Origin of the sequence: Candidatus Phytoplasma sp. AldY-WA1 (assembly GCF_020312115.2) — a bacterium.
Taxonomy (GTDB): domain Bacteria; phylum Bacillota_I; class Bacilli_A; order Acholeplasmatales; family Acholeplasmataceae; genus Phytoplasma; species Phytoplasma vitis.
The window spans coordinates 15,760-30,321 of the sequence record NZ_JAHRHX020000006.1; the positions used below are offsets into that span (position 1 = coordinate 15,760).

The following is a 14,562-nucleotide window of genomic DNA, read 5'->3' on the forward strand; positions in this document are numbered from 1 at the left end:
TTATTAATTATAAAAAATAATTACTATAAATGAATAAAAAGGAAATTTTATGAATTTAAGAAAAAATTTTAAAAAAATCTATAAAAAACATCATTTGAAAATAGAAAAAGAAAATCATTCATTTGTTATTACTCCTGTTGAACAAAAGATGCAATGGTTAGAAAAATTTTATAAAAATAAAGATTTTTTTAACTCAAGACTTATTAAATCCATAATTATGTATGAAAAAAAATTCAAAAATAAAAGAAATAATTCTAGACAAAAAAATTCATCTAAAAATGACCTTTTTAATAAATTATATTCACAAAATAATGATACGTATAATAAAGAAGAATCTCAAGAAAATTTAAATTTGGAACAAATTGCTAATTCTATTAAAGTAAACGATCCTGTTAAAATGTATCTTAAAGAAATAGGTCAAATTCCTTTATTAACTTTAGAAGAAGAAAAAATCAAATCCAAAATGGTTTATGAAGGATTGATAGCTAAAAAACAATTAGAACAATATAAAAAACAAGAAATAGAATTAACATATGAACAATTAGAAGAAATAAATAAAAAGATAAAAGATGCCGAAAAAGCTAAAAGTAAATTAATCGAAGCTAATTATCGTTTAGTAGTTTCGATAGCTAAACGTTATATAGGAAGAAAGATTTTATTTTTAGATTTAATTCAAGAAGGAAATATGGGCTTAATGAGAGCAGTCGATAAGTTCGATTATACTAAAGGCTTTAAATTTTCTACTTATGCTACTTGGTGGATAAGACAAGCGATTACAAGAGCTGTAGCTGATCAAGCTAGAACAATTCGAATTCCAGTTCATATTATCGAAACAATGAATAAAATTTCTCGTTGTTTAGGAAAATTAACACAAGATTTATTGCGTAAAGTTGATAATCAAGAATTAGCTATGAATATGAATATAAAAAAAAAAGAAATTGTTGATATTCAAATGATAGAAAAAGAAACTATTTCTTTAGAAACATCATCTAGAGAAGAAGTTGATTCTTCTTTAGGAGATTTTATTAATGATCCTAATACTATTTCTCCTCATGAATATATGTTACAAGAAATGTTAAAAAAGACTTTAGATGAATCTTTAGAAGAAGTTTTAACAGATAAAGAAGAACAAGTTTTAAAAATGCGTTATGGCCTTACAGATGGACATATTTATACTTTAGAAGAATTAGGTAATAAATTTAACGTTACTCGTGAAAGAATTCGTCAAATAGAAGCTAAAGCTTTAAGACGTTTAAGAAGTCCTTCTAAACAAAATAAATTAAGAACATTATATAATAATATCATTAAAAAATGAAAAGAATTCTTTTTATTGCTTCTTTATTGAAAGGTTATGATATAGTTATTGATATTGGAACAGATCATGGTTTAGTTTTAAAAAAAGCATTAGATTTAAAATATATTAAAAAAGGAATCGCTTGCGATAATAAAATTAAACCTTTACAAAGGGCTTTTAAAAATTTAAAAAATTATCCTGTTAAATTTTATTTAAGTGATGGTTTTGATAAAATAAACGATGATTTTGATTTAGCTTTGATTTGTGGCATGGGTCCACATACTATTTCACAAATTTTACAAAGATCACCTTATAAAAAAAAATATTTTTTATTAGGTTGTCAAGGAAAAATTAATTATTTAATCGATTGGTTAAATAATAATAATTTTGATATTTTAGAATATTATAATTTTTATGATAAATTGAGCTATATTTTTTTAAAAGTTTTTCAAAAAGGATAAAAAAATCATTTTTAGTAATAATAAATGAAAAAAATAAAATTTTAAAGTATAATATAAATTGATTCCATAAAAAGTTTGAGTAGCTCAGCTGGATAGAGCAACGGCCTTCTAAGCCGTCGGTCGGGGGTTCGAATCCCTTCTCAAACGCCATTATTTTAATTTTAATATAAAATTATTTATTTTTTAATATTGAATAGGAAAATTTAAAAAAGATCTTTTATTATCAAATAAATATTTTATTGATATTTTGTGAAAAATTTTTATTTGATAATAAAAAATAGGAGATATAAAAACATGGCTGTCCCTTTTAGAAGAACAAGTAAAACTGCAAAAAGAAAAAGACGTACACATAAAAAATTAACTAAACCTAACTTGATTATTTGCCCTGATACTAAGAATTTTACTTTATCACATCGTTTAACTGCAAATAGCTCTCATTATAAAGGCGAATTTATTTTAATTAAAAATAAAAAGAAACAAAAAGAAGTAGAATAAAAGATATATTTTTTTATTGAAACAAAACATTATATGAAGGAAATTATGAAATGAAAAAGATGACTACTAATGAAATTAGAAAAATGTGGTTAGATTTTTTTGTTGAAAAAGGACATCATTTAGAAAATTCATCTTCTTTAATTCCTGACTTTTCAGATCCTAGTTTATTATGGGTTAATGCGGGAGTAGTTCCTTTTAAAAAATATTTCGATGGTTCTGAAAAAGCTTTTTGTCCTAAAATAGTTAGCATTCAAAAATGTTTAAGAACAAATGATATTGAAAATGTAGGAAAAAATTCTATTCATCATACTTTTTTTGAAATGTTAGGTAATTTTTCGATAGGTAATTATTTTAAAAAAGAAGCGATAGATTTAGCTTACGAATTATTGATATCTAATAAGTGGTTTGCTTTTCCTAAGGATCGTTTATATATTACTTATTTTTATCAAGATCAAGCTACATATGATTTATGGTTAAAAAAAGGAATCGCTTCAGAACATTTAATTCCTTTAAAAGATAATTTTTGGGAAATAAGTGAAGGTCCTTGCGGTCCTTGTACTGAGATTTTTTTTGATCGTGGAGTTGAGTATGACCAAAGAGGTTTAGAATTACTTTACGAAGATATTTCTAATGATCGATTTTTAGAAATTTGGAATATAGTTTTTTCACAATATAATAGTGAATCTGGAAAAAATAGAGAAAAATATCTTGAATTGCCAAGCAAAAATATCGATACTGGTGCAGGATTGGAACGTTTAGCTTGTATTTTTCAAGACAAAAAAACTAGTTTTGAAACAGATCTTTTTTTTCCTATTATTAAAAAAATTAGTTTTTTAATTGAAGTTGAATATTCAGAACAAAAAGAAACTTTTCGAATTATTGCTGACCATATCAAAACTTTAGTTTTTGGAATTGGAGATGGAGTTTTATTTGCTAATGAAGGTCGAGGATATATTTTAAAAAAACTTTTAAGAAGAGGTTTTACTAAAGGAAAAACATTAGGTTTTCAAAAACCTTTTTTATTTAAATTAGTTTCTGTTGTTATTGATATAATGAAAGAATTTTATCCTTATTTAATTGATAAAAAAGAAATTATTGAAAATATTATTAAAAAAGAAGAAGAAAAATTTGTATTTAATTTAAACAAAGGTCAAAAATTATTTTTCCAATTAGTTCAAAATAATACTCTTTCAGGAGAGAATTTTTTTAAACTTTATGATACTTATGGTTTACCTATGGATATTATATATGAATATGCGAAGCAAAATAATATTCATATAGATGAACAAAAATTCCAAATTTATTTAGAAGAACAAAAAAAATTATCTCGTGGTGCCCAAAATAATAAATATAGTATGAATAAACAAAATGATCTTTTTTTAAAATTTAATGAAAAAAATGAATTTGTAGGTTACAATAAATTTTCGATTAAAACCAAAGTTTTAAAAGTTTTTGATGAAGGTATTGTTTTAAAAGAAACACCTTTTTATCCTGAAATGGGTGGCCAAATTTATGATATAGGAATGATTGATGATTTAGCAGTAGTTAAAGTTACTAAATTACCAAATCAACAAATTATTCATCAATTAGATCGTTCAATTTCTCCATTAATAAATTTTTTCACCGAAGGAAAAGAAGTTACAGCTTCTATTGATACCTTACAAAGAAAAAAAACTTCTTATAATCATACAGCTACTCATCTTTTATATGATTCTTTAAAATTAATTTTAGGAGAACATGTTAAACAAAGAGGTTCTAGCTTAAATTCTAATTATTTGAGATTTGATTTTAATCATTTTCAAAATTTATCTTTTGAAAATTTAATAAAAATAGAAAACAAAGTTAATGAATGGATTAATCAAAAACATCCAGTTATTATCGAAGAAACATCTTTATTAGAAGCTAAAAAAAGAAAAATTCAATTTTTAGACAATACCAATTATCAAGATAAAGTCCGAATAGTTAAAATTGGTGATTTTTCAATTCAACTATGTGGTGGAACACATGCCACTAACACAAGTGATTTAAAAAAATTTGCTATTGTCAATTATAAAATCATTGGTTCTGGAATTTATAGAATAGAAGCAGTTACTGATTCTAATGTTTTTTCTGCTTTAAATAAAAAAATAGAACCTTTTATCTTAGAAGAAAAACAAATTTTTTCTAAAATAGAAGAAATACATAAAGATATTTATTTAGAAGAATTTTTATCAAAAATAGAAAAGATTGCTATTCAAAAAAATTATAAAGACAGCTATGCTTATATCCAAAATTATAAAAATTATTTACAAGTTATAAGAAAAGAATTCAGTGAATTTAAAAAACAAATTTTACAAAAAAGAAATGAACAAATTATAAAAAAATATAAACAATTTATTCCTGACAAAATCGAGCCTTATTTAATGATTGTTGTTGATAACCATCATGAACTAACAAATAATGACTTAAAAGTGTTATTAGATCATCTATTTAACATATTAAAAGTAGATTTTTTATGCTTATGTAAAAAAAATTTAGATCAAGTTTTTATTTTATGTAAAAGTAAAATAATTAATGTTGATAATTTTATTCAAAAAGTTGCTAAAACAATGAATGGTAAAGGTGGAGGGAATAAAAATTTTGGACAATTAACTATTTATGAAGTAAATAGATTTATTGAATTTAAAAATAATTGGAAAGTATTTTTATGACCAAAGAAAATGTTTTTTTAGGTTTAGATTTGGGAGAAAAAACCTTGGGTATTTCTGTATCTGAATCCGGTATTATTGTTAATAATTTAAAAACAATTTTTTTTCGTAATAATCAATATCAAGAATTAATTGAACCTTTAAAAACAATTATTGAAAATTTTAAAGTTACTACAATAATTTTAGGTTATCCGAAACATATGAATAATGATGTAGGAGTTAAAGCTCAAATTAGCATTGATTTTTCTAAAAGAATTAAAAAAAATTTCTCTTCTGTAGAAGTTATTTTATGGGATGAACGTTTATCTACTCAACAATCATATCAAATATGTCGTTTAAACAATCATAATAAGAAAAAAATAAAAAACTTAAAGGATCAAATATCAGCAGGTATCATTTTACAAAATTTTTTAAATTACCGTAATAATAAGTTGCTAAATAATAGTTAGAAGATTTTTATATTATGAAAAATGAAAAAGAAAAATTTTTGAAAAATATTAAAACATATGCTTTAGAAAATAATATTCCTATTATTCATGATGAAACTCTTATATTTTTACAAGATATAATTAAAAAAAATAATTTAATTAATATTTTAGAAATAGGAACGGCTATTGGTTATAGCGCTCTCGCTATGAATAATGACAAAAATAATATTCAAACCATAGAAAGAGATTATAATAAATATAAAATAGCTTTAGATTTTTTTCATGAAAAAAAATTTAATATCGAATTTATTTGGTCAGAAGCTCTTTTTTATCAACCTAATAAAAAATATGATTTAATTTTTATTGATGCTGCTAAAGTTCAATATCAAAAATTATTTGAAAAATATAATATTTTTTTAAATAAAAATAAATTTATTATATGTGATAATTTAAATTTTCATAATTTAGATATTAATAATCCTAAACTTTCGAGAAGTACTAAACGGTTAATTCAAAAAATGAATTATTTTAAATTTTTTTTAAAGAATAATTCTTTTTTTGAAACAACTTTTTTAAATATAGGAGATGGTATTAGTATTTCACGTAAAAAAATATTATAAAAAATTCAATAAGGAAACAAATAGAATGAATAAAAATAAAAAAAATTATGAATTAACGCAATCAGGAGTAGATGAATTAAAAGCAGAATTAGAACATCTTATAAATGTTAAAAGACATGAAAATTTAGAATCCCTTAAAGAAGCTAGAGAACAAGGTGATTTAAGCGAAAATGCTGATTATAACGCAGCTCGTGATGAACAAGCTTTTATAGAATCTCGTATTTTAGAAATTCAAAATATTTTAAAAAATGTTAAAATTATTGATACTTATAGTACAAATAAAGAAATTAATATTGGTAAAACAGTTACATTACAATTTTTAGATAGCATGACAGAAAAAACTTTACATTTAGTAGGTGTTTTAGAAGTTAATCCTTTTAAAAATAAAATTTCTATAGAATCTCCGATAGGCCAAAGTATTCAAGGTTATCAAGAAGGAGACCAAGTTTTAGTTAAAACAGAAATAGGAAAAAGTTTTAAAGTAAATATTTTAAAGGTTAAATAAAATGATAACTAAACATAAATATTTACCTCGTTTTTATTATGAATCTGTTTTTGATATTCCTTATGATAATTTTTTTTCTAAAGATAAAATTAAAGTATTGTTTTTTGATTTAGATAATACTTTATTAAGTCCTCAAGAAAATGAATTAAATTTAAATATTCGAAAATTATTAAAAAGATTAAATAAACGTTTTAAAATTGTAATTATTTCAAATGCTTCATTCAAAAAAATTCATTATATAGCTAAAAAAAATAATTTAGATTATATATATTTAAATATTTATCACAAAAAACCTTCTATATGGGGGTTTGAAAAAGCATTGAAATTATTCAATTTTCGTTCCGAGGAAATTATGATGATAGGTGATCAATTAAGAACTGATATCGCAGGAGCTAATAAGATGAATATTATTTCTGTTTTAGTAAAACCTTTAAATAGAAAATATGAATCTTTTAGAACTAAATTAATTCGTTTTTTAATAGAAAAACCTTTTATTAAAAAGATAAAAAAAATTAATTTACAAGAATATCAAAAAAAATTTCAGAATTTTATTAAATCATAAAAATTAATTATTATGAATCAATTAATAGAACAAATTTTAAAAAAATTAAAAGAAAAATTTAGAAACGATGATGAAAGATTTAATCATATTTTAAGTGTTTGCAGAAAAGCAGTTCAATTAGCTCGTTTTTATAAAGTTGATATTGAGAAAGCACAAATTGCTTCTTTATTACATGATTATACTAAAAATGAACCATTAGAATTTCATTTATCATTATTAAATAAAACGAAAATTAATAAGTATAAACAAGCTCCTTTTATTTATCATGCTTTTAGCGCGGCTATTGTTGTTAAAAAAGAGTTTAATATAAAAGATATACAAATTTTAAACGCTATTCAAAAACATGTTTGGGGATCTATCAACATGAGTAAATTAGATAAAATAGTTTTTATTAGCGACAAAATAGAAAATAATAGAGATTATCCGAATGTTGATTATTTGCGAAAGTTATCTTTAGAAAATTTAAATAAAACTATTTATTATTTTTTAAAATTAACTTTTTCATATTATAAAGAAAAGAATTTTACAATTTTCCCTGAACAATTAAAAGTTTTTGATTTTTTCAAGAATAAAATAAAAAAATTAATTAATAAAGAATAATAAAGTATGTTATATATTATTTCTGGAAAATATAAAGGTTTTAAAATTAATTCTGTTTCTTCTACAAAAACAAGAAGCACTTCACATGCATTGAGAAAATCTTTATTCGATACTATCGGAGAGTTTATTAACGAAAATATTGTTTTAGATTTATTTGCTGGATCAGGTGCTTATGGCTTCGAAGCTTTAAGTAGAAATGCTAAACAAGTTTATTTAGTGGATAATTTTTTACCAGCTTTTAAAATTATTAAAAAAAATATAAAAAAATTAAATTTGCAAAAAGAACAAATTAAATTATTTTATAATAATGCTTTTCAAATGTTGAAAAAATTTAATAAAGAAAATTTAATTTTTGATCTAATTATTTTAGATCCTCCTTATTTTTTTGATTCATATTTACTTTTATTTTCGTATTTAGAAAAAATTACTAATAATAAAAGTTTAATTATTTTCGAAACTCATTCTAAAACTTTATTGCCTTCACGACAAGATAATTTTGTTTTATTCAAAGAAAAAAAATACGGCACTAAAAAATTATATTATTATCGCAAAAATTCTTTCTGTTAATTTTAATTATTATTTATTTTTTTCATTATATTATAATAATAAGTAGAATATTTTTATTTTTTTGAAAAAAATAATATTTTAAATAAAGAAAGGTTAATATTTATTATTATGTCTTCGATTGTAACTGGTTTATTAGCATTAGTTTTAGGTATTATAATAGGAGCTATATTGATGTTTTTTTGGTTTAAAAAGTATTTACAAAAAAATCCTCCTATTACAGAAAGACAAATTAAAGAAATGTTTAAACAAATGGGAAGAAATCCTAGCCAAAAACAAATTAAACAGATTATGAACAGTATGAAAAATAATAAGTAATTGGAGGGATATTTATGAGTTCTATTTGTATAATATTTTTTATTATTTTTATTATATCTATTTTAATGATTATGAATATTTTTTATGATTTTAATGAGAAAAATAAAATTAAAAAATATTTATTAAAATGTGGTCAATTAGAAAAAAATCTTTTAAAATCTATTTTAACAGAAAACAAAACAAAAGAATTCACCTTAACTAAAGATCATGCTATTACTAAAAAATTTATAAATCTAAATATAGTTTTAAAAATTAAGGATAACGAAGTTAATAAAAATCAATTTATTTGTCGTTTAAACATAAAAGTTTTTAATTTAATTTTGAATGATTTTTATTTAAAAAAAATATATTTATAAAAAAATTAAATATTTTTTTTAATTTTTAAAAATTCAAAAAGGATTTTAAAAAATGAATGAACTAAAAATTATTGCTTATTATGAAGAAAAATTTAAAGATTTAGGTATTATAAAAAATGGTTTAAAAACTAAGTTAGTTTCTGCTTTAATGAATAGCGAAGAAGACTACAGTCAACCGAATGAACTATTATCTTTATCTTTAATTTATTGTTTTTATAAGACAATTAAAGCTATTACATCTATTAGAAAAAAAGATGTCGCAGGAAAAATTAAAGTAAAAATTTTATGCAATACTTTAAAAGACGAAAAAGGGTTTTATTTTAAAATTGATTTATTTTGTGGAATCCAGAATTTATCTATAGCAGAGATTAAAGAACTTATGGATTTAACTCATCAAAAATGTCCTGTTTCAAGAATGTTTGACACATATCCTCATGTTAGTTTAAAACCTATTTCGTTTGAAGAAATTTAAAAATATAAAATTTATTAAATAAAAATTTTTTTTGTAAAAAAATATAATGTTAGTTTAAAACCTATTTCATTTTAATAAATTTAAAAATATAAAATTTATTAAATAAAAATTTTGTTTGTAAAAAAATATATTTTTTGTTTATAATATTAAAACAAAGTTTTTTGAATTATTAAAAACTTTTTTTAATATTATTAAAATATTTAAATATAGAAATATAATTTATTTTATTTTTTTATTTTAAATAATTTTAAATATTTGTTAATTTAGTAATTTTTATATTTACATTTTATGTTTAGTTTATATTTAAAAAATTAATAATTAACATAATATTTAATTATTATGAAAGAAGAAAAGAAGATTTTTTCTTTTTCTCTTTGATAATAAATTATATATTTGTTATCAAAGATTAAACACCCTTTAAAACCCTTTTGAATTTTATATAAATATTTTTAAGGGTTTTGAAGACAATTCCAAAAATAAATTTAATTAATTAATTCGATCATTTAATGAATTTTTTTATAAAAATTTGCGTAAAAATATTTAAATTATATTTAAAATCGTGTTTAAAACTATTTTTTATAAATAAATATAAAAGATATTAAAGTTGTATAAGTTAAATTTTTTTATCAAATTTAAATTTTTAAAAAGAAATTTAGCATAATATTTTTAATATTTAAAAATTTAATTAAAAAAATTAAAAATCCAGTTATTTATTAACTGGATTTTATTTTTGTAAATTATTAAAATTAAATTTATGTATATAGTTTAAAAATTTAAATATTACTCCATTTTTAACTAAAGAGAATTTTATAACAAGAAGCCAATTATCATCTTAAAAATCAAACCCTTTTCGGTCGGCCTGAAAATATTTTAGAAGAAAGAAAAAAATATAAAATAAAGATAATTAAAACTAATTATGATAAAATTTATAAAGGAAAATGGAAGTTATATAGAATAATATTACCTACACCTTTAAACCTTATTAAAAAGTCTAAAAACACATTAAAAATAACTATTTTTTATTTCAAATCAATTATAAAAATGAAATTAGAAAAATAATGGTTAAGTTTAAATTAATTCAAAAAAAATAAAAAAGAATAGAATTAAAAAAATGTATTATTAATTCATTATAAAAAACAATATCAATATTTTTTAAATCAGATGTTATTATAAATTTTCAATCTAAATAAAATAATTACATAAATTAAATTTAAACATTTTAATTGTTATTATTTCGATTTTAAATATAATTTAAACAATAATATATTTTTATTATTAGACGATAGACGATAAATTATAATAAAAATAAGTAATAAAATAATATAAACGAATTAAAATAAAAAAAGATATCTTTTTTTATTTTAATTCGTTTTTGGAAGTTTTATATTAAAATTAAAATAAAGATATATAATATTTTAAATTTACTTTATAAAAAATTTCAATAAATTATAAATAAATATAAATAATTTAGATAAAAAAATATATCATATTTTATATTTTGCCATCTTTTTAAATAAATAACATCAAATAATAAAAAAGGAAATATATTAAATGTATTCATATAATTTTAACAATATTATTAATCATTATAATAATTATCATAAAGACAAAAAATATTTAAAATTTATTTTTTATTTTAAATATTTTTTAGATTTTCTTCGAAAAAATAAATTAAATCTTGATAATTTAACGGTTTAATATGAAAAATAATGATTATCGTTTATATTTTCCGATTTTTAAAAATCATAAAAACAAATTTATTTATTTCGATTCTGCCGCAACTTCTTTAAAACCAAAAGAAGTTATAGACGCTATTTATAATTTTTATAATTATAACGGTTTGAGTTATAAATCTTTTGGCCCTCTTTCTCTACAAGTTGAACAATTAATTCATAAAACTAGAAAAAAAACAGCTCATTTTATTAATGCTAGTTGTGCGGAAGAAATTATTTTTACTAAAGGAACTACTGAATCTTTAAATATATTAGCTCATATTTTAAGTCAAGATATTGAAGCTGGTAGTGAAATTATTACTTCTGAATTAGAACATAATTCTTCTATATTACCTTGGATGAAAATTGCTAATCAAAAAAAAGCTAAATTAGTATTTGTTCCATTGAATGAAGAAAATAAAATCACTTGCAGAAATTTTAAAAAAGTTTTATCTTCGAAAACTAAAATTGTAGCTTTACATCATATTTCTAATACTTTTGGTTACGAAACTCCTATCAAAGAAATTATTAAAGAAGTTCGAAAAACAAAAGCTCTAATTATTTTAGATGCTGCTCAATCTGTCAGTTTTAAAAAAATAGATGTCCAAGATTTAGATGTAGATTTTATGGCTTTTTCAGCTCATAAAATGTATGGTCCTTTCGGTTTAGGAATTCTTTTCGGAAAAAAGAATCTTTTAGAAAAGCATAAACCTTTTTTTATAGGTGGAGGTAGTGTTCAAGATGTTAATCATCAAAATTTTACTATTCAAAATTTGCCATATAGTTATGAAGCAGGAACTCCGAATATAAGTAGTATTATCGCTTTTCAAAAAAGTTTAGAATTTATCCAAAAAATAGGATTAAAAACAATTCAACAACATAATAAACATATAATTGAACAAATAAATTTTCGATTAAAAAAAATACCCCAAATTAAAATTTTTAATCCAAACGCTGATCATATCATTAATTTTAATTTAGGAAATATTCATCCTCATGATGTAGAAGAATTTTTAATAGCCAAAAATATTTATGTTCGAACAGGAAAACATTGTGCAGATTTAGCTATTAAAAAAATAAATCAAACAAGTACAATTAGAATTTCTGTAGGAATTCATAATAATTCTGAAGATATTGACATTTTAATAGATACATTAAAAAAAATAAATAATTTTTTTTAATTAATTTATTAAAAATAAGATTAATTTTAAATTTATTCTTATTAAATAATAAAAATGATTTTTATAAACTTATATAAAAAAATTAATTGTTTTTTTTGATTTTAAAGATTAATTTTTGAAATAAAAAGGGATAATGATAATATAAAATATTTTTCATTTGTCCAAACAGATTTTAAATTAAGGCATTATTACAAGAAGTAGCTTTTCTCATACTAACTAAAAACCCTCTTTTATTTAATTTGTTTTTATATTTAAGGATTGATAAACAGCAACTTGATCGGAATGAAAAATACATAGTTCAGTAATTATTGTTAATTTATAGATTATTTTTAAAACTAATTCTTTATTTTGTTTATCCAGAGATATACCAAGAAATAATTTGGTTATTAAAAAAATTGATAATACAAGAGTATAGTGTTATACAAAAATGTAAATTTTTTTTTAACTCTATATATTTTTAAAATCTCTTTTCACTAAAAGCAAAAAAAGACTTGTCCCGCTCCATCAAAATAGAACCAGTTAAAAAGTTAATTTAAGTTAAACTATTTATTAAAAAAAATAGTTTGACTTATTTTTTTTGTTTCAAAATAGTCAAACTTAAAAAGGAGATTTTAAAAAATGAAAAAAATTTTTAATTTAAAAGAAATAATTAATTTTTTGATTCAAAATAGTTATTTTAAAATTCGTTTATTCAATCAAAATAGTTTGATTTAACTAGTCTTTTCAGTATTAAAAATGAATTTATTTACACTTTTTTGAAACAGTGCGCTTTTTGTTTTGGTTTGTAACCAAAACTTGTTGATAAATGGTTTTTCTTATTATAACGAGTAATACCACAAAATGAATATTTGTTGTATTCGTTAAGAAGTATTTTATAAGCTAGTTTTTGGTCTTGTTGTTCTTGTTGTTGATAAATATAGTCTTCTGTGATTTTTACTTTATTGACGAAATCTTGTGGGTTTTGAAAACTTTGTTGCCACATGGTTATTAATTGGGAATCGTTGTCATTCAAAATAGCTTTTTTAGGTTTTAAATGAAAATACAATGCACCACTGCCTAAAAATGGTTCATAATAAGTATTAAATTTTGATGGCATATGTTCGATGATTTGTGATATCATTCTTTTCTTACAATCAATACAGTTTATTTTCATTTTTCCTTCCTATTAGTCCAAAAATATGTAATAAAGAAAAAGTCTGAAATAATTGAAATGACAGCGTTAAATTTTAATCCTATTTCAAAATTACAAAATAGAGTAATAATATTACTAATAACAAAAAATAAATATGTAATTGTTAACCAAATTGGTGATGATAAAAAAACGAATTTTGTTTTTGTTTGTTTTTTTCATAAATTTTGATCCTTTGTTTTAATTTTTTATAAATAAAAAAAGACTTTCAATGTTGAAAATCTTTTTTTATTTAGATGTGGTTTTTTTAACACTTTAACGTTTGTTGTTTTTTTGTTTTGTTTAAAATAAAAAAAGACTCATGTAAGTGAGTCTTGTTGGTTTTTTATATTATTTTTTTTATTTAATAATTATATAATAAATAATTAATTTGTCAATTGTATAATTTGATTTCAAAAGTTTGATTTTTTATAATAATAAAGATAACTTATAATTATAATTTTATTATAAAAATAAGTTATCGTCAAATTATAAAAGAAAGGACTGAAAACGAAATGTTATTATACATAAAATTTTTTAAATTTATCATAGTTATTATATGGTAAATAAAAAAGACTGTGTTCCAGCACAGTCTTTTTTTTGTCAAATTATATTTTAAAATTCAAAAAAACGAAATGTATTTAAATTATTATCAAATTATTATCAAATTAAACCAAAAACCAACATGAAATAATAATTTATATAATAATTATATAATAAATAATTAATTTGTCAAGTTATTAATTTGAGTCTTATTGTTTTTTTATTTTATTTTTTTTGTTCCATCGGAATTATATTCTATGATTTTTTTAATAGTTCCGTCAGGACGATAGAATGTTCGTTTAATTACTCGACCGTTGTCGTTTAATTCGTTGATGGTTTTAATTTTACCATCATAATTATAGTTATCGCGATAAATCAAATGCGTTTCAGTATCGCTCCTTATTACAAATTGGCCCCGTGCAGTGTTATAAAAAATTGTAAATATTTTTAATTCATCTTTAACAACTATTTTTATTGCTTTCAAATTTATTTATTATTATAATCTAAAATAGTAAAATTTATATTTTTTAATTTTTAAAATTATATAAAATAGGTAAAAAACAATAAATTTTTATTTTATTTATAAAATTTTTATT

At 20.2% G+C, this 14,562-nt stretch carries 16 protein-coding genes and 1 tRNA gene; 15 read left to right on the plus strand and 2 right to left on the minus strand.

The window, feature by feature from the left end; translation table 11 throughout:
• The first annotated feature begins 49 nt into the window (after nt 1-49).
• The 15 genes from KTO59_RS01040 (at nt 50) to KTO59_RS01110 (ending at nt 12,255) form a co-directional block, all read left to right on the plus strand.
• Nucleotides 50-1,315, plus strand: a complete 1,266-nt coding sequence (locus tag KTO59_RS01040; protein ID WP_225695979.1) for a sigma-70 family RNA polymerase sigma factor — start codon at nt 50-52, stop codon at nt 1,313-1,315.
• A complete protein-coding gene (locus KTO59_RS01045) occupies nt 1,312-1,755 on the plus strand; it encodes a tRNA (adenine(22)-N(1))-methyltransferase TrmK (RefSeq protein ID WP_225695978.1) in 444 nt (147 codons plus the stop codon). The genes KTO59_RS01040 and KTO59_RS01045 overlap by 4 nt, the downstream gene beginning before the upstream one ends.
• Before the next feature lie 73 nt (nt 1,756-1,828).
• A tRNA-Arg gene (locus tag KTO59_RS01050) sits at nt 1,829-1,905 on the plus strand.
• Between the two features lie 144 nt (nt 1,906-2,049).
• Entirely contained in the window at nt 2,050-2,250 is a 201-nt protein-coding gene (rpmF, locus tag KTO59_RS01055; RefSeq protein ID WP_225695977.1) for a 50S ribosomal protein L32, read from the plus strand.
• Between the two features lie 50 nt (nt 2,251-2,300).
• Nucleotides 2,301-4,940 carry an alanine--tRNA ligase gene (gene alaS, locus KTO59_RS01060; RefSeq protein ID WP_284928229.1) on the plus strand — a complete coding sequence of 880 codons (2,640 nt, stop codon included), beginning with the start codon at nt 2,301-2,303 and terminating at the stop codon, nt 4,938-4,940.
• Nucleotides 4,931-5,386 (plus strand): Holliday junction resolvase RuvX, encoded by a 456-nt coding sequence (gene ruvX, locus KTO59_RS01065; protein ID WP_445083511.1) that lies wholly within the window; start codon nt 4,931-4,933, stop codon nt 5,384-5,386. The genes alaS and ruvX overlap by 10 nt, the downstream gene beginning before the upstream one ends.
• 14 nt (nt 5,387-5,400) lie before the next feature.
• On the plus strand, nt 5,401-5,985 hold the full coding sequence (locus tag KTO59_RS01070) for an O-methyltransferase (RefSeq protein ID WP_225695974.1): 585 nt from the start codon (nt 5,401-5,403) through the stop codon (nt 5,983-5,985).
• A 25-nt stretch (nt 5,986-6,010) separates the two neighbouring features.
• Nucleotides 6,011-6,490: a transcription elongation factor GreA gene (gene greA / locus KTO59_RS01075; RefSeq protein WP_284928231.1), complete on the plus strand. Its 480-nt coding sequence runs from the start codon at nt 6,011-6,013 to the stop codon at nt 6,488-6,490.
• Nucleotide 6,491: 1 nt separating this feature from the next.
• On the plus strand, nt 6,492-7,052 hold the full coding sequence (locus KTO59_RS01080) for a YqeG family HAD IIIA-type phosphatase (protein WP_284928232.1): 561 nt from the start codon (nt 6,492-6,494) through the stop codon (nt 7,050-7,052).
• Nucleotides 7,053-7,064: 12 nt separating this feature from the next.
• The gene (gene yqeK, locus KTO59_RS01085) at nt 7,065-7,652 is read left to right on the plus strand and encodes a bis(5'-nucleosyl)-tetraphosphatase (symmetrical) YqeK (RefSeq protein WP_225695971.1); all 588 of its coding nucleotides are present in this window, start codon (nt 7,065-7,067) and stop codon (nt 7,650-7,652) included.
• Between the two features lie 6 nt (nt 7,653-7,658).
• The gene (gene rsmD, locus KTO59_RS01090; protein WP_284928233.1) at nt 7,659-8,219 is read left to right on the plus strand and encodes a 16S rRNA (guanine(966)-N(2))-methyltransferase RsmD; all 561 of its coding nucleotides are present in this window, start codon (nt 7,659-7,661) and stop codon (nt 8,217-8,219) included.
• A gap of 108 nt (nt 8,220-8,327) precedes the next feature.
• Entirely contained in the window at nt 8,328-8,534 is a 207-nt protein-coding gene (locus KTO59_RS01095; protein ID WP_225695969.1) for a YneF family protein, read from the plus strand.
• A 14-nt stretch (nt 8,535-8,548) separates the two neighbouring features.
• Nucleotides 8,549-8,890: a hypothetical protein gene (locus KTO59_RS01100; protein ID WP_284928234.1), complete on the plus strand. Its 342-nt coding sequence runs from the start codon at nt 8,549-8,551 to the stop codon at nt 8,888-8,890.
• Between the two features lie 52 nt (nt 8,891-8,942).
• Nucleotides 8,943-9,362 carry an OsmC family protein gene (locus tag KTO59_RS01105; RefSeq protein ID WP_284928235.1) on the plus strand — a complete coding sequence of 140 codons (420 nt, stop codon included), beginning with the start codon at nt 8,943-8,945 and terminating at the stop codon, nt 9,360-9,362.
• Nucleotides 9,363-11,061: 1,699 nt separating this feature from the next.
• Nucleotides 11,062-12,255 (plus strand): aminotransferase class V-fold PLP-dependent enzyme, encoded by a 1,194-nt coding sequence (locus KTO59_RS01110; RefSeq protein ID WP_284928236.1) that lies wholly within the window; start codon nt 11,062-11,064, stop codon nt 12,253-12,255.
• A 745-nt stretch (nt 12,256-13,000) separates the two neighbouring features.
• Here the strand turns inward: KTO59_RS01110 and KTO59_RS01115 are convergent.
• On the minus strand, nt 13,001-13,408 hold the full coding sequence (locus KTO59_RS01115) for a DNA adenine methylase (RefSeq protein ID WP_284928237.1): 408 nt from the start codon (nt 13,406-13,408) through the stop codon (nt 13,001-13,003).
• Between the two features lie 778 nt (nt 13,409-14,186).
• On the minus strand, nt 14,187-14,450 hold the full coding sequence (locus KTO59_RS01120; RefSeq protein WP_284928238.1) for a DUF2963 domain-containing protein: 264 nt from the start codon (nt 14,448-14,450) through the stop codon (nt 14,187-14,189).
• Nucleotides 14,451-14,562 lie beyond the last annotated feature (112 nt).